A 19004-nucleotide genomic window follows, 5' to 3' on the forward strand; every position below is an offset into this window, starting at 1 on the left:
GTGCGGCTCACGACCACGGTCCCGGCCCTGCCGGTGCGCGACGTCGTCCGCGCCGTCGAGGCGTACGAGCGAACGCTCGGCTTCGGCGCCGTGCACGTCGACCCGGACGGCTTCGCGATCGTCGTCCGCGACGACGCCGAGCTGCACCTGTGGCAGGCCGCCGACACCGGGTGGCGACGGCGGCCGCCGACCGACCTGGTCGACTCCCCCGTCCGCTCGGGGGCCGAGGACTTCCTGGCCGGGACGGTGAGCTGCCGGATCGCCTGCTCCGACGTCGACGCGCTGCACGCCGAGCTCGCGCCGACCGGGGCGCTGCACCCGACCGACGCCGGCCGGGCGACCGACACGTCGTACGGCACCCGCGAGGTCGCCGTCCTCGACCTCGACGGCAACCTGCTCACGTTCTTCGAGCAGATGGTGACGCCCTGAGTCGAGGGCCTACAGTGGCACCCGGTGCGCCGGGAAGTCTGGTCGGCATGTTCTCGTCGACCCACCAGGAGACCCGTGTCCACGCCACCGCCCAGCACGCCACCTCGCGCACCTCGCCTCTTCGCGCGCGGCTCGTTCCTCGAGCACTCACGCACCGCGGAGGTCCTGCGCGCCGAGACCACCGGCGGCCTGCTCCTCATCACCGGCGCCGTCGTCGCGCTGGTGTGGGCCAACAGTCCCTGGGCGGCGAGCTACGCCGACCTGCGTGACCTGAGGGTCGGGCCGGCGTCGTGGCACCTCGACCTGACCCTGGGCGCCTGGGCCGCCGACGGGCTGCTGGCCATCTTCTTCTTCGTGGCCGGGCTGGAGCTGAAGCGCGAGTTCGTGGCCGGCGACCTCCGCGACCCGCGACGGGCAGCCCTCCCGATCGCCGCCGCCGCCGGCGGGATGGCGGCGCCCGCGCTGATCTTCGTCCTCTGGAACCTCGGCCCGGACGGCGCCCTCACCGGCTGGGCCATCCCGACGGCGACCGACATCGCGTTCGCCGTGGCCGTGCTCGCCGTGATCAGCACCCACCTGCCGAGCGGGCTGCGGACGTTCCTGCTGACGCTCGCCGTCGTCGACGACCTGCTGGCGATCACGATCATCGCGATCTTCTACACCGACGACCTCGACCTGCGGTTCCTCGCGCTCGCCGTGGTCCCGATCGCGGTGTTCGGGTTCCTGGCGCAGAAGCGGATCTGGTCGGGGTGGTTGCTGGTCCCCCTCGCGCTGGCTGCCTGGGTGCTGGTGCACGAGTCGGGCGTCCACGCGACGGTCGCCGGCGTGCTGCTCGGTTTCACCGTGCCCGTGCTCCGCAGCGAGCGCGCCGGCGGGCCCGGAGCCGGCCCCGGGCTGGCCGAGCACCTCGAGCACCTGGTGCGGCCGATCAGCGCCGGCATCGCCGTCCCGGTCTTCGCCTTCTTCGCCGCCGGCGTGACCGTCGGCGGGCTCGGTGGCCTCGCAGAGTCCCTGCAGGACCCGGTCGCGCTCGGCATCGTCTGCGGGCTGCTGTTCGGCAAGACGGTGGGCATCGCCGGGTCGACCTGGCTGCTGTCGACCTTCACCCGTGCCGACCTCGACGACGAGCTGGGGTGGCTGGACGTCATCGGGCTGGCGATGCTCGCCGGGATCGGCTTCACCGTCTCGCTGCTCATCGGCGAGCTGGCTTTCGGGACCGGCAGCGAGCGCGACGACCACGTGAAGGTCGGCGTGCTCGTGGGGTCGCTGGCCTCCGCGCTGCTCGCCTCGGTGCTGCTCCGCGCCCGCAACCGCGTCTACCGGCGCCTGCACGACGCCGAGTCCCTCGACGCCGACGGCGACGGCGTCCCCGACGTGTTCCAGACCGACCGCGACAGGTGACGCGTGCCTCGTCCTGCTCGCAGCGGACGAGCTGGCTCTCACTGGTGGGTCCGACGGCTGTCCGGTCCTGCTAGGTCGTGGTCCGAGGGACGAGGTCGAGGCTGAGTGAGGCCAGGCCTGCGACAGGCTCGAACCCCAGCCGTCGGTAGAGGTCGAGCGCGGGACGGTTGTCGAGCCCAGTCACCAGGGACAGTCGTGTCGCGCCGGCGGCGACCGCGTCCTCCCGCACCGCGCTGACCAGGGCGGCCGCCGTCCCGCGGCGACGGAACTCCGGGAGCACGTAGAGGTCTCGCAGCTGCCAGAACCGTCCCATCACCAGCGAGGCAGGCATCGCGTGGCTCGTCGCCAGGCCGAGCGGAGGACGCTCATCCTGTGAGGCCGACGATGCTGTGTAGACCGTGAGCATGCGCGAGTGGACCATCTCGGTGAGCCACCCGAGAGTGCGCTCGCCGCCGTCCGACTCGCCGTGGTGGCGCCGGTACCGGTCGAACAGGACGCTGGCCGGGGCGAGCGTCTCGGGGGTCTCGCACGTCGAGACCCGCAGGATGTCCCTCGGAGCCGGCGGGTCGCCGTTGCCTGCGTTCGTGTCCATCTCGCCGTCGATCCTCGCACCGTCGCCGGACGGCTCCGTCGCCTCGAGCGTCGGCTCCGACCGCGTCCCCGTCGACGCCGCTACCGGCGGGGGCTCGTCCCGGACCACGAGGCGTCCTGGGCGGCTCCGCCGTCGGCCGGGGCGCCCGTGCCGGTGGGACCGGTGGCGACCAGGCTGCCCAGGAGTCTCAGCGCAGTCGCGTCGGTCGAGCCGGACTCGGCGTGGTAGACCACCAGCTCCTGTCCGGGTGCCGCCCGGACGTCGAAGACGTGCATGCGCAGAGCCAGGTCGCCGACCTGGGGGTGCCGGAACCTCTTGATCGCGGCACGCTTCGGACCGACGTCCTGGCGGCTCCACAGCTCGTCGAACTCGGGAGCCCCCGCCCTCACCTCGTTCACCACCTGCGTGATGCGCGGGTCGTGGGGGAACTGCCCGCGCAGGACCCGCAGCCCTGCCACCGTCGCTGTCGCGACGCGGTCCCACTCGGCGTACAGCTGGCGAGCGGCGGGGTCGAGGAAGACCGTGCGGACCAGGTTGGCGCCCACCTTGGCCCTGCCTTCCACCGAGCCGAACAGCGCGGCCCCTAGCCGGTTGACCGCCAGCACGTCGTAGGCGCGACCCAGGACGAGTGCCGGGTTGTCGGCCCAGGTGTCCATCAGCGCGAGGAGCTCAGGGGCGACCCGCTCGGCCGGGACGCTCCGCGGTCGCCCGCCGATGCCGGCGAGCTCGGCGAGGTGGTCGTGGGCGTCGTCGTCGAGCTGCAGGACGCTCGCGATCGCGTCGATGACCTGGGCCGAGGGGTTGCGTTCCCGACCCTGCTCGAGCCGGACGTAGTAGTCGATGCTGACGCCCGCGAGCGTCGCGACCTCCTCGCGCCGCAACCCGGGCACGCGTCGCAGTCCGTACGTCGGGAGCCCTGCCTGCCCCGGCGACACCCGTCCTCGGCGAGATCGGAGGAACTCGCCGAGGGGGTTCGTGGACATGGACACAGCCTAGGAGCGGACCGGGCTGCGAGCCTGGGTGTGCGACTACCAGGAACGACGCAGCCTCCCTCACCAGGCGACCTGCGACGACGGTGGTTCCATGACCTCAGACACCACCACCGACATCGACACCACCACCGACGACCGCCAGCGGAAGATCGTCCTGGTCACCGGGGCCAGCAGCGGGATCGGCGCCTCCACCGGGCGCCGCCTGGCCGCTGCAGGACACCACGTCGTCCTCGCCGCGCGCCGGACGAACCGGCTCGCGGAGATCGTGGAGGACCTCACCGCCCAGGGATGCAGCGCCGAGGCGCTCGAGCTGGACGTCACGGACCACTCCGCCTTCGTCGCGGCGGTCGACGCCGTCGTCGCCGAGCACGGGCGCATCGACGTCTACGTCGGCAACGCCGGGATCATGTTGCTCTCGCGTCTCGACGCGCTGCTCGTCGAGCAGTGGGACCGCATGTTCGACGTGAACGTCCGCGGCCTGTACCACGGCGTCGCGGCGGTGCTGCCGCACTTCACGCGCCAGGGCGGTGGGCACGTCGTGACGATGGCCTCGGTCGGTGCGCACGAGGTGCCGCCCACCTCGGCGATCTACTCCGCGACCAAGCACGCCGCCTGGGCCCTGAGCGAGGGTCTGCGCATCGAGTCGCCCGGCAGCATCCGCGTCACCACCGTGTGCCCGGGAGTGACCGAGTCCGAGCTGGCCGACCACATCACCGACGACCACGCCGTCGAGGCGATGAGGACCTACCGAGCCTCGGCCATCCCCGCCTCGGCCATCGCCGACGCGGTCGCCTACGCGGTCGACCAGCCCGTGAGCGTCGACGTCAACGAGATCATCGTCCGGCCCAGCCGGCAGCGCTGACGATCGAGATCGACCCGCCTTCGCTCCGCCGCCTCGCAGCCGAGCTCTCGGGTGAGTGACCGGCGATGATGCCCAGGCCGCTGCCGGTCAGCAGCGTCGAGCGGACGCGGACTGTCACGCTCGCTGGTCTGAGTCCCCCGGTACCGACCGCGTGCAGACGAGCTCGAGCACCTGATGGACGCCATGCCGGAACTCCGGCACCGGACGCCCGCAACGGCTTCGCGGCCCGAGGCGAGCGGGAGTCGGGCGCTCAGGTCGGCGGTCCGTCCTCGCGGTTCTGTCCCCACCCGAAGCCGCTCTCGGCAACGAAGTCGACGAGGTTGGAACGCAGCCGCTCGCGCCAGTCGTCGAGCGACATGTCTGGCACGTCGCCCTGGACGACCAAGTCCGTGAACGTCTCCTCGACGGCAACCAGGCGCCAAGGTGAAGCCCGGCCCTGGTCGGGACTCGGACGGGCCGGGCTGCACCCGGTCGCGAAGAGCAACTCACCGCGCTGCGTGTTCTGGTCGATGGGCGCAGGTCGTTGAGCGAGGACCGCTCGCGGATGACCTCGCAACTGCACCGACTGTTGCTGGAGCTGATCGCGGGTGGTGCGAAGAACGAACTCACCGCTGCACGGGCCAAAGGGTGACGACCCTGACTCCGGCGCGACCAACTCACAACCCCGTGCCGGCACTGCGGACAGGTCGCTTCCCGAACCCGCCGAAACCGGTCCCAGAACCCTGATCGCCACCCTGCCCGACACAGAGGGGAGCCGTGGTCGGGCGGATCTGCCTAGCGGTGGTCCACCGGCAGCCGCGCGAACTTCTGAGGACGGCGGTGGCGCAACGCCTGGTATCCCGCGCCGCCCAGCACGAGGACCGCGACACCTCCAGCGATCCCCAATCGAGTTCGTGACTGTTCTCGACACGACTTCTCCGGCAGGACGATCTCGTTGTAGGACATGATCGAGACCTCTTCATCGGCGCCGCCTCCGAACGAGTGCGTCACGGGCGGCCCACAATCGACCACCCGCTCGGAGTCGCCGAACGTGAACACGACGTTCGTCGGAACAACGGCCAGTGCTACGACCGCCGCAATTCCGACGGTTGCCAGCACGAACCGCAGCCATCGCATGGCGACGAACCATAGTGCTGTCGCGTCGCCACGACGCGGCTAGGGCGCGTCCGACCATCGGCATGATCGGGCTCCGCCTTCCTGACGGCATGGACCTGACCGACAGATGCACGTGGCCGGCAGCCGCGAAACAGCCCGAGGTCCTCAGCCCGCAGGTCGGGGTCCGGGAGGAACGGCAGCGGGTGCCGCGCTCGCGCGGGAGCAGACCGAGCCGCACCGGGCGCCATGGCGCAGCGAACGACCTGTGGGTGTGGTCGCTGTGTCAGCCACGCGGGATGGGTGCACTCCAGGGCCAGCCGCCCCGCGGGGTGCTCGGGGCCAGGTCCGCGTCGCCACCGATCTCCGTGATGAGGCGGACCCGGATGTCGCCGTAGCTCCCGTCGTGGAAGCAGCTCGCAGGGAGACGAACTCGGGCGGTGTCTGCGTCCCTGTCCCACGTCACCGACAGTCCGGCGCACTCCTGCTCGCCATCGACCGTGCGGAGCTCGTTGCGGTCGCGGCGCGCGCGGTGCCTGCTGTAGACCAGGACGACGTCGCGGCGCGCCGACCCGGCGGGCCGGTAGTAGAGGGCGAGGTCGCCGCCGGTGACCTCGCGGAAGGCGATGCTGGTGACGATCGCGCGGTCGTTGTTCGCGACACGCACCTCGGTGATGTCGAGCGCAGCACCGATCTGTCCGTCCCGGTCCGGGTCGTCGATGATCTGCGTCCCAGCATTCGCGGACGGGCCAGTGGACACCACGACGGCCCCCAGGACCAGGGACACGAGGAACTTCGCGCGAGTCATGACCGAAGGGTAGGCGTAGGTGTGCACGGTCGGTCGGCGCCTTCTGAGCGAGTCGCGGCGCCGGGTCGACGGGCACGGAGCACGAGCACTAACGGCTGTCTCGCGCGCACCCACGTCCAGGCGGGCGACCGACGGATCCCCTTGAGCGGGAAGCACCCAGGCCCCGTCCCCAGAGAAGCTGGGGCGGGGCCTGGATGCATCTGACCTGGGCTGATGCCTCAGGTCTGCGGCTCCCCCGGTTGGACTCGAACCAACGACATCCTGATTAACAGTCAAGCGCTCTGCCAGCTGAGCTACAGGGGATCGTGCGGGGATACGTTAGCAAGGTCCGAGGCTGACGCAGAATCGGGCCGTCCCACCCTGCGGATCAGACGAGACCGACCTCGTCGCGCGCGGCCTGCAGTGCCTCGGCGGCGGCGAGCCGGACGACCGGGTCGGCGGGGTCGATGCCCTCGTCGTACTCGAAGACCCACGACAGCTCTCCCCCGCCACCGGGCGCGCGGCGGGCGATCACGCGCACGCCGCGACGTCCGGCGAGCGGCACGTGGCGCTGGAGGACGACGGAGGCGGTGACCCGCTCGCGCACCAGCTCGAGCAGCCGACCCGGCTCCTCGACGACGAAGACGTGCTCGGCGCGATGGTCGCCCCAGCTGCCGACCTCGCTGACGCGCAGGGTGGTGGTCTCGCGGTCCCAGTCAGCGGCCTCGACCTGCTCCCACGGCACCCGCTGCGGGGCGTAGAACGCGTCGCGGGTGCCGCCGAGGACCTGCCCGTCGGTGCTCGTCGCCCACGCCAGCAGCCGCTCGCCCTTAGCGACGGCCAGCTCGGGACGTGCCTCCCTGCTCCGGCCCCTCACACCGGTCCCCCGACGATCCGGTCGCGCAGGTTGCGGCGGTACTGCTCGAGGGCGGCGAGCTCGCCGAACATCCGGCGGTACTCGTCGACCTGCTCGGGGTTGGTGCGCTGCATCCTCCCCTTGACCGCGGCGATCCGGCGCAGCGCGGTGAGCTCGAGCAGCCGGACGACGTACAGGGTGACGTAGGCGGCGTCCGGGGGCTCCTTCATCAGCGGCTCGACGGCGAGCGCGCTGAGGACCGAGGAGACCGCCGGGTCGGTGGCTGAGTCACGCAGCCGGGACACCCAGCCGGGATCGTCGGAGCCGGCCACCGTGCCGCCGGCGGCCGCCACGAGCTCCCACACGCCGCGGTAGGTGGGGTGGGTGAAGTCGTTGGGCCCGATGTCGGCTGTCGTGCGGCCGATCGCCATCGGGTGCTGCAGCACCAGCTTCAGCGTCTCGCGCTCGATCGTGAACCGCGGGTCGCTCAGGGGCGGGACGGCGTTGCGCGGGCGCACCGGGGCCGGCTCGCTGCGCTGCGGCTCCTCCCCGGGCTTGCGGCGCGCGGCCCGCTGCACCTCGGCGAGGACGACGTTGGTGTCGATGTCGGAGCCGATCATCTTGCTGATCTCCTGCGCGAAGGCCGTCACCTTCGACTGGTCGCGGATGGAGGCCACCAGCCGGGCGCTCTCACGCATCGCGTCGACCCGCCCGTCAGCGCGGTCGAGGTCGTACTTGCCGACGATGTTGCCGAGCACGAAGCGGTACAGCGGCTGCCGGCGCGCGACCAGGTCGCGGACGGCGGCGTCGCCGTCGCGGATCCGCAGGTCGCACGGGTCGAGCCCCTCGGGCTGGACGGCGACGTAGGTCTGGGAGACGAACTTCTGGTCACCGGCGAAGGCCTTGAGGGCGGCGTTCTGGCCGGCGGCGTCGCCGTCGAAGGTGAAGATCACCTCGCCGCGGAACTCGTCGTGGTCCATCATGAAGCGCCGCAGGACGCGGGTGTGGTCGTCGCCGAACGCCGTGCCGCAGCTCGCGACGGCGGTGGTGATGCCGGCCAGGTGGCAGGCCATCACGTCGGTGTAGCCCTCGACCACGACGGCCTGCGAGACCTTGCCGATCGAGGACCGCGCGAGGTCGATCCCGTAGAGGACCTGGCTCTTCTTGTAGAGCGTGGTCTCGGGGGTGTTGAGGTACTTCGCCTCGATCTTGTCGTCGTCGAAGATCCGACGCGCCCCGAAGCCGATCGTGGCGCCGCTGGGGTCGCGGATCGGCCAGAGCAGCCGGCCGCGGAACCGGTCGTAGGCCGACCGGCCGAGCGCGACCACGCCGGCGGCCACCGCCTCGTCCTGGCTGAAGCCGCGCCCGCGCAGGTGCTTCCAGAGCGCCTCGCCCTCGCGCGGGGCGAACCCCATCCCGAAGTGCTCGGCCGCGGCCTGGTCGAAGCCGCGCTCCTGCAGGAACGTGCGGCCGGCCTCGGCGTCGGGCCCGTTGAGCTGGTCGGCGTAGTACTCCTGCGCGGCCCGGTTGGCCTCGACCAGCCGCTGGCGCGGCGGGCCCTTGGGCCGGTCGTCGCGGCCGTCGCCGTCCTCGCGGCGCAGCTGGATGCCGACCTTGTCGGCCAGCCGCTCGATCGCCTCGGAGAACGAGAGCCCGTCGATGTCCATCAGGAAGGTGAGGACGTCGCCGCCCTTCTGGCAGCCGAAGCAGTGGAAGAAGCCCCGTGCGGGGTTGACGTTGAACGACGGGGACTTCTCGTCGTGGAAGGGGCACAGCCCCTTGAACGAGCCGCCGCCCGCGCCGCGGAGGGTGACGTAGTCGCCGATCACCTCGTCGATGCGGACCTTCTCCCGCACCGCTGCGATGTCGTCCTCTCGGATCCGGCCGGCCACGGGGCGATCCTACGGGCGCGGTCGCGACCTCAGTAGGCGCCCGTCATCACGTTGTGGAGGGGCTCGCCCGCGGCGTAGCGGCGCAGCTGCTCGCCGACGACGCGGTGGGCCCGCGGCCACATCGCCGAGCTGAGGCCGCCGACGTGCGGGGAGACCAGGACGCCGGGGGCGTCCCACAGCGGGTGGTCACCCGGCAGCGGCTCGGGTTCGGTGACGTCGAGGGCCGCGGTGACCCGGCCGGTGTGCAGCGCGGCGACCAGGTCGTCGGTGACGACGACCGACCCGCGGGCGACGTTCACGAGCAGCGCGCCGTCCTTCATCCGGGCGAGGAACGCCGCGTCGACGAGGTCGCGGGTCTCGTCGGTGAGCGGCACGACGAGGATGACGACGTCGGCGTCCGGCAGCAGCGCGGGCAGCTCGTCGAGGGCGTGGACGCCGTCGCGAGCAGTCCGCGCGACGCGGGTCACGCTCGCCTCGAACGCCGTCAGGCGGGTCTCGACGGCCCGGCCGATCGCGCCGTACCCGACCAACAGGACGCGGCGGTCGGCCAGCGAGGTCCGCCACTGCCCCGCCCACGCGTGCCGCTGCTGGGCGCGCACGATGTCGGGGACGCCGCGCAGCGAGGCCAGCGTGAGGGTCAGCGCGAGCTCGGCGGTCGAGGTGTCGTGGATCCCGCGGCCGTTGCACAGCGTGACGCCGTCCGGGACGGCGCCGCGCACGTTGTCGACCCCGGCCGTGAGCGTCTGGACGACCTCGAGCGACGACATCCTGGGGAGCACGTCGGCCACCTCCGACCCGAGGCGGTAGGGCGGCACGTAGAACGCGACGTCGCCGACCGAGTCGGGGACGTCGCCGTCGACCGGGTCCACCACCTCGTAGCGCAGCCCGGCCGGCACCTCCCCCAGCTCGGCGGGGTCGAACGGCAGCCAGACGAGGGGTTCGCTCACGCCGTCGAGGCTAGTTGCCCCGCCGCCGCCCGTCGCGCCCGGTCGGCAGCCGGTCAGGAGCCCGCCAGCCGGGCGTGACGGGCCACCGCGCTGGCGTCGGTGAGCGAGGCGACCTGGTCGACGACGACCCGCAGCCGGGCCGCGTCGTCGGCAGCCCCGCGCCAGTCGTCGGCGTACTGCCGGTCGAGGGCGTCGGGACCGCGGTCGCACAGGACCACGACGAGGTCGGCGAGGAGCTCGCGCTGACGCTCCATGACCGCCATCCGGTCGGCGGCCTGCATGACGTAGTGGGCGGCGACCCCCTTGAGGACGGCGATCTCCAGCAGGGTCCGCTCCGGCAGCACCAGGTCGGCCTCGAACCGCACGAACGGCCCGTCGCCGGCCGCGAACGTCGCCTGCTGGACGTCGCCGCAGAACCGGCCGATGAGGTCGCTGGTGAGGTTCTTCAGCGCGGCCAGGTGGCGCCGGCTGCCGTCGTACGACGCGCCCGGCCAGCTGCCGACGGCGAGCAGCCCGTCGAGGGCGTCGTCGAGGTCGTCGTCGCGGGCGTCGGGCAGGTACCAGGCGCGGGTGGTGTCCCAGACCGCCGCGCGGTCGAGGCGGGTGAGGTCGAGGCGGCCGGCGACGACGCCGTCCTCGACGTCGTGCACCGAGTAGGCGACGTCGTCGGCGAGGTCCATCACCTGGGCCTCGAGGCACTGCCGGTGCGCCGGGGCCGGGTGGTGCGGGCCCGGGGCGCGCAGCCAGTCGAAGACCGGCCGGTCGTCGGCGTAGACCCCGAACTTCGCCGGGTGCGGTCCCTCGCCGCGCGCCCACGGGTACTTCGTGCAGGCATCCAGCGTCGCGCGGGTCAGGTTGAGGCCGACCGACCGGTCGCCGTCGAACGTCTTCGCCTCGAGCCGGGTCAGCAGCCGCAGCGTCTGGGCGTTGCCCTCGAACCCGCCGCAGGCCGCGCTCACCTCGGCCAGCGCCCGCTCGCCGTTGTGCCCGAACGGCGGGTGCCCCAGGTCGTGCGCGAGCGCCGCGGTCTCGGCGATGTCGGGCTGGCTCCCCAGCGCGCGGGACAGGTCGCGCGCGACCTGGGCGACCTCGAGGGAGTGGGTCAGCCGGTTGCGCACGAAGTCGTCGGACTGCGGCCCGACCACCTGGGTCTTGGCCGCCAGCCGCCGCGACGACGCCGCGTGCACCACCCGGGCCCGGTCGCGCTCGAACGGCGTCCGCACCGGCGCGTCGACCCGCTTCGGCGGCTCCTCGACGACGCGCTCGCGGGCGTGGGCGTCGTAGCGGTCGCTCGGGTCGACGGTCACTGGGGTGAGCCTAGACGGGCGGGGCGTGCGCGGTCGACGCAGTCTCGCGCCGCCGCTGCGCCCCGGGCGTCAGTACGTCGTGACGTGCACGTGGTCGTAGTGGTTCGCCGTGGTGGAGCCTCGGTTCTCCATGCCCCGCCAACCCTCGCTGGAGCGCTGGACCGACCAGATCCGCTGGGCGTAGATCAGGTAGCTGATGCCGAGGTCGGCGTGGTACTCGCGCAGGAAGTCGGCCACGGCCTGGCCCTCGGCACCGGAGACCATGATGTCGACCGCGATGCCCTGGGCGTGCTCGCCGTCGCCGCGGAAGGTGCCGTAGACGGTGATGTCGGGGAACTCCGCGCACACGGCCTGGTGCACCTTGACGATGTTGGGGCTGACGCCCGAGGCGACCGACGTGCCGTTGGTGCACTCGCCGCCGAGGGTGAACGGCTCGTCCTCGGTGAGGTAGCCGCTGGTCACCCAGCGGGTCTCGTCGCCCTCCCAGACGATCTCGACGCGGTCGAGCATGCTGCGGCCGGTCGCCACGACCTTCTCGCCCGCGGCGATCTCGCCGGTCTGGGCGGCGTCGTCGCCGGGCTCGGTCCAGAGGTTGAGGGACTCGGAGGTCCACAGGGTGGTGTCGGCCCGGGCGATGGCCCGCTCGACGGCCGCGGGCTTCAGCAGCGCCTGGATCTCCTGCTCCTGCGGGCTCAGCGTCAGCGGGGCCCGGGCCGCGTTCTTCGCGCCGGTCTCGGAGGCGGTGTCGGAGCCGGTGTCGGTGCCGCGGCCGGAGCCGCCGCCCCGCGACGGGGTCGGGCGCCGTCCGACGACGTCTCCGGCGGTGACGGAGGTCGTGTCACCGACGACGGGGCCGGCCGCCACCGGGCTGGCCGGGAGCTCGGCGCCCAGGACGCCGATCGACACGGCACCGGCGGTGGCGATGACGGCCAGGGGCGCGGAGAGAAAGGCGGCTCGGGGTCGCGGAAGCCGCGCGACGAGGAGCGTGCGGGCATTGGTTTCCCGCTTGTGGCGATGCTGAGCCACAGCGCTGATCCTTTGCGATCGATGTCAGGGCAGCGCCCGCTGCCGGAGGACGGCGGCGGGCACGAAGCCACGAGTGAAGCACAGGCGAGGGGACCGTGGTCAATCTCGACCGAAGCCGTGGACAGTGAGTCGAGTCACCCGGCGGCCACCCGGCGGTCACCCGCCGGTGGTCTCGCGGGCGTCCTCATGCAGCACGACGCCGGTGCCGTCGGTGTCGTCGAGCCACCCCTCGGGGAGCACGACCCGGTCGCGCGGCGAGCCCTGACGACCCCGGGGCGAACCCAGCTCGGACACCGGGAACGGCTCGTCGGCGTCCAGCTCGGCGAGCAGCCCGTCGAGGGCGGCGAGGCTGTCGACGAGCCCGAGCGAGCGGCGCATCGGGCCGCCCGCGGCGAACCCCTTGAGGTACCACGTGACGTGCTTGCGGAACTCCTTGCAGCCGCGCTCCTCCCCCATGTGCTCGCACAGCAGCTCGGCGTGGCGGCGCATCATCGCGGCCACCTCGCCCAGCGTCGGGAGGGTCTTCACGTCGTCGCCGGCGAACGCCGCTGCGAGGTCGCGGAACAGCCACGGACGGCCGAGGCACCCGCGGCCGACGACGACGCCCGCGGCGCCGGTCTGCTCGACCATCCGCAGCGCGTCGGCCGCCTCCCAGATGTCGCCGTTGCCGAGCACCGGGATGCGGTCGACGTGGGCGACGAGCGCGGCGATCGCGTCCCAGTCGGCCGCGCCGCTGTAGGCCTGCGCGACGGTGCGGCCGTGCAGCGCGATCGCGGCGCACCCGGTGTCCTCGGCGATCCGGCCGGCGTCGAGGTAGGTGAGGTGGTCGTCGTCGAGGCCCTTGCGGGTCTTCATCGTCACCGGGACGTCGTACGGCGCGGCGGCCGCGACCGCGTGCTCGAGGATCTGGCCGAGCAGGTTGCGCTTCCACGGCAGTGCGCCGCCGCCGCCCTTGCGGGTGACCTTCGGGACCGGGCAGCCGAAGTTCAGGTCGACGTGCGCGACGCCGTACTCCCCGCACAGGATCTCGGTGGCCTTGGCGACGTAGACCGGGTCGGTGCCGTAGAGCTGCACCGAGCGGGTCGTCTCCAGCTCGTCGAAGACGAGCATGCTCATGGTGGTCTCGTCGCGCTCGACGAGGCCGCGCGAGGTGATCATCTCGCAGACGTAGAGGCCGGCGCCCTGCTCGGCGCAGAGCCGGCGGTACGCGGCGTTGGTGATGCCGGCCATCGGGGCCAGCACCACGGGGGTCTCGACCCGCAGCGGGCCGAGCTGGAGAGGGGAGGTCACCCCTCCATGATGCGTGGTCCGCGCACCCCGGACGAAAAGCACGCCGACCCGTCAGCGACCGCTGACGGGTCGGCGCGGTGGGCGGATCAGCAGCCGACGAACCGCTCGGCGAAGTAGGCGGAGATCCGGTCGAGGGACACCCGCTCCTGGGCCATCGAGTCGCGCTCGCGCACGGTGACGGCGAGGTCGTCGAGGGTGTCGAAGTCGACGGTCACGCAGTACGGCGTGCCGATCTCGTCCTGGCGGCGGTAGCGCTTGCCGATGGCGCCGGCGTCGTCGAAGTCGACGTTCCAGCCGCGGCGCAGCTCGGCGGCGAGGTCGCGGGCCTTCGGCGACAGGTCGGCGTTGCGGCTCAGCGGCAGGACGGCGACCTTGACCGGCGCCAGGCGCGGGTCGAGGCGCAGCACGGTGCGCTTGTCGACCCCACCCTTGGTGTTGGGCGCCTCGTCCTCGTGGAAGGCGTCGACCAGGAACGTCATCAAGCTGCGGCTCAGCCCGGCCGCCGGCTCGATGACGTAGGGCACGTAGCGCTCGTTGTTGGCCTGGTCGAAGTAGCTGAGGTCCTTGCCGGAGGCCTCGCTGTGCGTCTTGAGGTCGAAGTCGGTGCGGTTGGCGATGCCCTCGAGCTCGCCCCACTCCGAGCCCTGGAAGCGGAAGCGGTACTCGATGTCGACGGTGCGCTTGGAGTAGTGGCTCAGCTTCTCCTGCGCGTGCTCGTAGTGGCGCAGGTTGTCGGGGTCGACGCCGAGGTCGACGTACCAGCGGGTGCGCTCGTCGATCCAGTACTGGTGCCACTCCTCGTCCTCGCCCGGCTTGACGAAGAACTCCATCTCCATCTGCTCGAACTCGCGGGTGCGGAAGATGAAGTTGCCGGGCGTGATCTCGTTGCGGAAGCTCTTGCCGACCTGCGCGATGCCGAACGGCGGCTTCGCGCGGCTGCTGGTGACGACGTTCTGGAAGTTCAGGAAGATGCCCTGCGCGGTCTCGGGGCGCAGGTAGTGCAGACCGGACTCGTCGTCGACGACGCCGAGGTAGGTCTTGAGCAGGCCGGAGAACGCGCGCGGCTCGGTCCACGCGCCACGGGTGCCGCAGTTGGGGCAGGCGAGGGTGGCCAGGTCGATGTCGTCGGGATTGGTGTCGCCGCCCCTCTTCTCGGCGGCGGCCTCCTGCAGGTGGTCGGCGCGGAAGCGCTTGTGGCAGCTCTGGCACTCGGTGAGCGGGTCGGCGAAGGTCGCGACGTGGCCGCTGGCCTCCCACGTCTGGCGCGGCAGGATCACGCTGGAGTCGAGACCGACGACGTCGTCGCGCATCTGCACCATGGACTTCCACCACTGGCGCTTGATGTTGTCCTTGAGCTCGACCCCGAGCGGGCCGTAGTCCCAGGCCGAGCGCGTGCCTCCGTAGATCTCCCCGCACGGGTAGACGAAGCCCCGGCGCTTGGCGAGGGAGACGACGTTGTCGACGGCGGACGGCGGCGGCTTGGCCACGGGAGAGCTCCTAGTGCTGGAACGTGCTGGTGCGGTCGACTGGCTGTCGATCGGGAGCGTTCAGCCTAACGAGCGCGTCTGCCGGATATTCAGGTCGGTCCCGACGGCCGCGACCTCGTAGGCGCTGGGCTCGTCGAGCGCCCGCCCGAGCGTCGGGACGGCGTGCAGCTTCACGTCGTAGGCCGACAGCGCGCGCCGGTAGGCGCCGACGTGCTCCCAGGTGGTGGTGAGCACCCAGAGCTCGGGGTCGTCGACGTTGCGGCCGATCGTGCCGGTCAGGTAGCCGGGGCGCTCGGCCAGGGCGTCGTGCGCCCGCTGCAGGTCGGTGCGGAACGCCGCGCCGTCGTCCTCGGGCACGCGGAAGCGGTTGACGACGATCACGCTCGCGAGCGTAGTCCTGGCTTCACTAGGGTCGGGCCATGACCTCGCCCGCCGAGCACCCGGAGCTCCCGCACGACCGGGTCGCCTACCCCGATCCTCCGTGGCGGATGGTCGGGTCGCTGTGGCTGACCCTGTTCCGGCTCGGCCACGACGCCGGCGACCACCCGAGGGGCCTGTACGGCGCCGCGTTCGTCTCCTACGACGAGGGCAGCCCGCTCACCTACTCCGAGCTGCTGGTGGCGCGGGCGCTCCCGCGGAGGGAGGGCCGGGGCCGGCGCGGCTCGATCACCGACATCTGGGTCGACTCCCCCGCCTCGCTCGCCGGTGGCCGCGAGCTGTGGGCGATCCCCAAGGGCCTGTGCGACTTCGACCTCGACTCCGCCCACCGCGGGCCGGTCACGACGACCGACTGGTCGGCGTCCCTGGGCCGACGTCCGATCGCGAGCGCGACGTTCCGCGACGTCTCGCGGGTGGCGCCGCGGCTGCCGTTCCGCATGGGTCTGTGGCAGCCCGGCCTCGCCGAGGGCGGGGGCGACCGGACCGTCACGTTCGGCGGCAATGCCAAGATCCTGCCCGCCCGCGCCCGCTGGGACTTCGCCGACGACGGGCCGCTCGCGTTCCTGCGCGGGGCGCGCGCCCTGTCGTCGTCGCGCATGGCGTCGTTCCGGATGTCGTTCGGCTGAGTCGCGCGGGCCGGCGAGCGGAGGTGGTCGTGGGACGTCCGGAGCCGGACCCGGCGCTGGTCGAGCGGGTCGCGCGGACGGCGACGTCGCTGCCCGACGCCTACGAGGAGGAGGCGTGGACCGGCGTGCGGTGGCGGGTGCGGAGGAGGACGTTCGCGCACGTGCTGGTCCTGACGCCCGCCCACGTCGAGGAGTACGCGCCGGGGGTGGTCGCCGAGCCGGCGCCGGCCGTGGTGCTCCGCTCCACCGGCGAGGAGCTCCTGGCGCTGAGCAGCGCCGGGCCGCCGTACCTCCGGCCGCCGTGGGCGCCAGGGGTGGTCGCCCTGCTGCTGCGCGACGACACCGACTGGGACGAGGTCGCCGAGCTGGTCACCGAGAGCTACCGGGTGATGGCGCCGCAGGTGCTGGTGCGCCGGCTCGACGGCCGCCCCTGACCGACTTGGCTCAGGCGTCGGGGTCGTGCTCCTCGCCGGCCCTGCGGGCGGAGTCACGGATCTCGAAGACCTCGGTCGCGAAGCCTCCGAGCACGCCGGCGACGTCCTGGACGGCGCGGGTGATGATCGTGGTGACCTCACCGACCGTCGTGGCGGCGGCCTCGGCGGCGGCCTGGAGGGAGTCCTTCGCGATCTCGGACTTCGACAGGTGGTCGGTCATGGCTCCAGTGTGCCCGTCAGCCGTTCCTCGGCGGCAGGGCCATCCGGCAGATCTTCCTCGCGACGCTCGCCAGCTGCCTGCCGAGGGGGCCGGTGTTGTAGGTGAGGCCGTAGCGCTGGCAGATCTCCCGGACCTCCTCGGCGACCTGGGGGTAGCGCCGCGCGGGCAGGTCGGGGAAGAGGTGGTGCTCGATCTGGTGCGACAGGTTGCCGGTCATCAGGTGGAACAGCGGGCTGCCGGTGATGTTGGCCGAGCCGAGCAGCTGGCGGTAGTACCAGTGCCCGCGCGACTCGTCCTCGCACTCCTCCTCGGTGAAGGTGGCGACGCCGGCCGGGAAGTGGCCGCAGAAGATGATGTTGAAGGCCCAGACGTTGCGGATCAGGTTGGCGGTCGCGTTGCCGGCCAGCGTCAGCGGGAACAGCGGGCCGGTCAGCGCGGGGAAGAGCACGTAGTCCTTGAGCGCCTGGCGCCTCACCTTGCGCATGATCCCGGCGTGCAGCGCCTTGTTCTCCTCCAGCCGGCGCTTGCCGGCGACGAGGTTCTCGACCTCGAGGTCGTGCATCGCGACCCCCCACTCGAAGAACACCATCAGCAGGAGCGCGTAGAGCGGGTTGCCGAGGTAGTAGGGGTGCCACTTCTGGTCCTCGTCCATCCGGAGGATGCCGTAGCCGATGTCGCGGTCCTTGCCGAGGACGTTGGTGAACGTGTGGTGGATGTAGTTGTGGCTGTACTTCCACTGCTCGCCGGGGCAGACGTTGTCCCAGTCGTACATGCGGGAGTTGAGGCCCGGGTCGCCCATCCAGTCGTACTGGCCGTGCATGACGTTGTGGCCGATCTCCATGTTCTCGATGATCTTGGAGACGGCGAGCGCGCCGACCGCGAGCGGCCAGGCGGGCGGCAGGTAGAACAGCGCGCGGCCGGCCACCTCGAAGCCGCGCTGGATCCGCACGACCCGCCGGATGTAGTCGGCGTCCTCCTCGCCGAGGTCGTCGAGGATGCGCCGGCGGATGGCGTCGAGCTCGGCGCCGAACGCGTCGAGCTGCTCGGCGGTGAGCTTCCTCGTCGCCTCGACGTCGATCGCATCGCGCACCGGGTCGAGGAGCGGGTCGAGGAGCGGGTCGAGGAGCGGGTCGAGGTGGTCAAGCTGGGGTGCGGTGGTCATGGCGTTCCCTCTCAGAGCTCGACTGCGCAGTCGCCGACGGGGGCGCTGACGCAGATCTGGATGTCCTCGTCGGGAGCCGACGAGGTGGCACCGGTCAGCACGTTGCGGACGGTGCCCTCGGTCTTGCGGGAGGTGCAGGAGAAGCAGATGCCCATCCGGCAGCCGGACTCGGGACGGAGACCGAGTGCCTCGGCCTGCTCGAGCAGGGTCGCGCCGGTGTTGGTGCCCTCGGCGCCGGAGCGGGTGAAGGCCACGTCGCCCCCGGCGCTGCCGGCGCCGGCGCGCGGGGCCTTGAAGAGCTCGGTGCGCAGCCGGGACGAGCCGGCGTACGCCGTGGTGACCAGGTCGGTCAGCCCGGACGGGCCGCAGACCCAGGTGTCGGTGTCGCGGTAGGCCGGCACCAGCCGGCGCAGCTCGAGCTCCGAGAACACCTGCTCGCCGTGGCGCAGGTGCACCGTGACGTCGTTGTCGGCCGCGGCGATCGCGGCGAGCTCGTCGGCGTAGATCTGGTCCTCGGGCGAGCGGGCGTAGTGCAGGAAGGTCACCTTGCGGCCCGCCCGGCCGTCGTACCCGTCGCGCAGCAGGGTGCGCAGGATCGACATGGCCGGGGTGATGCCCGACCCACCGGTGAGGAGGAGCAGGTGATTGTTGGTCGGGGTCGCGGGGCTCTCGTCGAGGGTGAAGGCACCCTGCGCCTGGCTGAGGTGCAGCACGGTGCCGGGTCGGACCTCGCCGAGCGCCTTCGAGACGCTCTGGCGTCCGTCGGCGTCCTCGTGGGCCCGGACGGTCAGGGTGATCTGCTCCCCCGGCACCGATGCGGCCGAGGAGACGGTGAAGCAACGGGTGAGCCGCTTGGCCGAGCCGGGGAGGTCGATGCCGACCTGCACGTACTGACCGGCGCGGTGCCCACGCCAGGTGGACGTCGGCTGCAGCACGACGGTGGCGACCGACGGCGTCTCCCGGCGGACCTCGACGACGCGGGCGCGGACCTCCTCGGCGGCCCACATCGGGTTCACCAGCTCGAGGTAGCGGTCGACGCCGTGCGGCGAGGCGAGAGCGGCCAGGACGCGGGAGCGCAGCACCCGCGTGCCCCACGAGAGTCCGGGGGTCGGGGCCGGCGATGGGGCGGTGGTGCTCATGGCGCCTCCGTTTCGGTGTACGTCT

At 72.3% G+C, this 19004-nt stretch carries 20 protein-coding genes and 1 tRNA gene; 5 read left to right on the plus strand and 16 right to left on the minus strand.

Annotated features, from left to right (window positions below):
* The gene (locus tag E4623_RS21285) at positions 1-429 is read left to right on the plus strand and encodes a VOC family protein (protein WP_134768595.1); all 429 of its coding nucleotides are present in this window, start codon (positions 1-3) and stop codon (positions 427-429) included.
* Positions 430-504: 75 nt separating this feature from the next.
* Positions 505-1830: a Na+/H+ antiporter NhaA gene (gene nhaA, locus E4623_RS21290; protein WP_209020821.1), complete on the plus strand. Its 1326-nt coding sequence runs from the start codon at positions 505-507 to the stop codon at positions 1828-1830.
* Between the two features lie 70 nt (positions 1831-1900).
* On the opposite strand, the gene E4623_RS21295 is transcribed toward nhaA, so the two are convergent.
* On the minus strand, positions 1901-2422 hold the full coding sequence (locus tag E4623_RS21295) for a GNAT family N-acetyltransferase (RefSeq protein WP_134768597.1): 522 nt from the start codon (positions 2420-2422) through the stop codon (positions 1901-1903).
* Between the two features lie 80 nt (positions 2423-2502).
* Positions 2503-3405 carry a helix-turn-helix transcriptional regulator gene (locus E4623_RS21300; RefSeq protein WP_134768598.1) on the minus strand — a complete coding sequence of 301 codons (903 nt, stop codon included), beginning with the start codon at positions 3403-3405 and terminating at the stop codon, positions 2503-2505.
* Positions 3406-3505: 100 nt separating this feature from the next.
* On the opposite strand from E4623_RS21300, the gene E4623_RS21305 reads away from it, so the two are divergent.
* The gene (locus tag E4623_RS21305) at positions 3506-4276 is read left to right on the plus strand and encodes an SDR family oxidoreductase (RefSeq protein WP_134768599.1); all 771 of its coding nucleotides are present in this window, start codon (positions 3506-3508) and stop codon (positions 4274-4276) included.
* A gap of 774 nt (positions 4277-5050) precedes the next feature.
* Here E4623_RS21305 and E4623_RS21315 read toward each other — a convergent pair.
* The 11 genes from E4623_RS21315 to E4623_RS21370 all read right to left on the minus strand — a co-directional run bounded on the left by E4623_RS21315 (position 5051) and on the right by E4623_RS21370 (position 15341).
* Positions 5051-5392 (minus strand): hypothetical protein, encoded by a 342-nt coding sequence (locus tag E4623_RS21315; RefSeq protein ID WP_134768600.1) that lies wholly within the window; start codon positions 5390-5392, stop codon positions 5051-5053.
* Between the two features lie 262 nt (positions 5393-5654).
* On the minus strand, positions 5655-6176 hold the full coding sequence (locus E4623_RS21320; RefSeq protein ID WP_134768601.1) for a hypothetical protein: 522 nt from the start codon (positions 6174-6176) through the stop codon (positions 5655-5657).
* A 230-nt stretch (positions 6177-6406) separates the two neighbouring features.
* Positions 6407-6479: transfer RNA gene (locus tag E4623_RS21325), tRNA-Asn, on the minus strand.
* Positions 6480-6543: 64 nt separating this feature from the next.
* A complete protein-coding gene (locus tag E4623_RS21330) occupies positions 6544-7032 on the minus strand; it encodes a hypothetical protein (protein WP_209020822.1) in 489 nt (162 codons plus the stop codon).
* Positions 7029-8903, minus strand: a complete 1875-nt coding sequence (gene dnaG, locus E4623_RS21335; RefSeq protein WP_134768602.1) for a DNA primase — start codon at positions 8901-8903, stop codon at positions 7029-7031. Before dnaG ends, E4623_RS21330 begins: the two co-directional genes overlap by 4 nt.
* Before the next feature lie 29 nt (positions 8904-8932).
* On the minus strand, positions 8933-9850 hold the full coding sequence (locus E4623_RS21340; protein WP_134768603.1) for a 2-hydroxyacid dehydrogenase: 918 nt from the start codon (positions 9848-9850) through the stop codon (positions 8933-8935).
* A 53-nt stretch (positions 9851-9903) separates the two neighbouring features.
* Positions 9904-11157 carry a deoxyguanosinetriphosphate triphosphohydrolase gene (locus E4623_RS21345; RefSeq protein ID WP_134768604.1) on the minus strand — a complete coding sequence of 418 codons (1254 nt, stop codon included), beginning with the start codon at positions 11155-11157 and terminating at the stop codon, positions 9904-9906.
* 69 nt (positions 11158-11226) lie between these two features.
* The gene (locus tag E4623_RS22845; protein ID WP_167736797.1) at positions 11227-12063 is read right to left on the minus strand and encodes a hypothetical protein; all 837 of its coding nucleotides are present in this window, start codon (positions 12061-12063) and stop codon (positions 11227-11229) included.
* Between the two features lie 276 nt (positions 12064-12339).
* Complete coding sequence (gene dusB / locus E4623_RS21360) at positions 12340-13473, minus strand: tRNA dihydrouridine synthase DusB (protein ID WP_280633690.1); 1134 nt, start codon at positions 13471-13473, stop codon at positions 12340-12342.
* A gap of 86 nt (positions 13474-13559) precedes the next feature.
* Positions 13560-14960, minus strand: a complete 1401-nt coding sequence (locus tag E4623_RS21365; protein WP_134768606.1) for a glycine--tRNA ligase — start codon at positions 14958-14960, stop codon at positions 13560-13562.
* A gap of 60 nt (positions 14961-15020) precedes the next feature.
* Entirely contained in the window at positions 15021-15341 is a 321-nt protein-coding gene (locus tag E4623_RS21370; RefSeq protein ID WP_134768607.1) for an antibiotic biosynthesis monooxygenase family protein, read from the minus strand.
* A gap of 38 nt (positions 15342-15379) precedes the next feature.
* On the opposite strand from E4623_RS21370, the gene E4623_RS21375 reads away from it, so the two are divergent.
* Both E4623_RS21375 and E4623_RS21380 read left to right on the plus strand, forming a co-directional pair.
* Positions 15380-16024: an acetoacetate decarboxylase family protein gene (locus E4623_RS21375; RefSeq protein ID WP_134768608.1), complete on the plus strand. Its 645-nt coding sequence runs from the start codon at positions 15380-15382 to the stop codon at positions 16022-16024.
* 29 nt (positions 16025-16053) lie between these two features.
* Positions 16054-16458 carry an MmcQ/YjbR family DNA-binding protein gene (locus E4623_RS21380; protein WP_245155208.1) on the plus strand — a complete coding sequence of 135 codons (405 nt, stop codon included), beginning with the start codon at positions 16054-16056 and terminating at the stop codon, positions 16456-16458.
* A gap of 10 nt (positions 16459-16468) precedes the next feature.
* Here the strand turns inward: E4623_RS21380 and E4623_RS21385 are convergent, their stop codons facing one another.
* Genes E4623_RS21385 through E4623_RS21395 form a run of 3 tightly spaced genes read right to left on the minus strand, consistent with a single transcriptional unit; the run spans position 16469 to position 18979 of the window.
* Positions 16469-16678: a hypothetical protein gene (locus tag E4623_RS21385; protein ID WP_134768610.1), complete on the minus strand. Its 210-nt coding sequence runs from the start codon at positions 16676-16678 to the stop codon at positions 16469-16471.
* Between the two features lie 16 nt (positions 16679-16694).
* Entirely contained in the window at positions 16695-17840 is a 1146-nt protein-coding gene (locus E4623_RS21390) for an acyl-CoA desaturase (RefSeq protein WP_134768611.1), read from the minus strand.
* An 11-nt stretch (positions 17841-17851) separates the two neighbouring features.
* Complete coding sequence (locus E4623_RS21395) at positions 17852-18979, minus strand: iron-sulfur cluster-binding domain-containing protein (protein ID WP_134768612.1); 1128 nt, start codon at positions 18977-18979, stop codon at positions 17852-17854.
* Between the last annotated feature and the right edge of the window lie 25 nt (positions 18980-19004).

This window comes from Nocardioides sp. 1609, assembly GCF_004522105.1.
Taxonomy (GTDB): Bacteria; Actinomycetota; Actinomycetes; order Propionibacteriales; family Nocardioidaceae; genus Nocardioides.

Coding starts and splice junctions, on each gene's coding strand:
- E4623_RS21295 (WP_134768597.1), bottom strand. CDS start 2,422: ATGGACACGAACGCAGGCAACGGCGACCCGCCGGCTCCGAGGGACATC.
- E4623_RS21300 (WP_134768598.1), bottom strand. CDS start 3,405: ATGTCCACGAACCCCCTCGGCGAGTTCCTCCGATCTCGCCGAGGACGG.
- E4623_RS21305 (WP_134768599.1), top strand. CDS start 3,506: ATGACCTCAGACACCACCACCGACATCGACACCACCACCGACGACCGC.
- E4623_RS21315 (WP_134768600.1), bottom strand. CDS start 5,392: ATGCGATGGCTGCGGTTCGTGCTGGCAACCGTCGGAATTGCGGCGGTC.
- E4623_RS21320 (WP_134768601.1), bottom strand. CDS start 6,176: ATGACTCGCGCGAAGTTCCTCGTGTCCCTGGTCCTGGGGGCCGTCGTG.
- E4623_RS21375 (WP_134768608.1), top strand. CDS start 15,380: ATGACCTCGCCCGCCGAGCACCCGGAGCTCCCGCACGACCGGGTCGCC.
- E4623_RS21385 (WP_134768610.1), bottom strand. CDS start 16,678: ATGACCGACCACCTGTCGAAGTCCGAGATCGCGAAGGACTCCCTCCAG.
- E4623_RS21390 (WP_134768611.1), bottom strand. CDS start 17,840: ATGACCACCGCACCCCAGCTTGACCACCTCGACCCGCTCCTCGACCCG.
- E4623_RS21395 (WP_134768612.1), bottom strand. CDS start 18,979: ATGAGCACCACCGCCCCATCGCCGGCCCCGACCCCCGGACTCTCGTGG.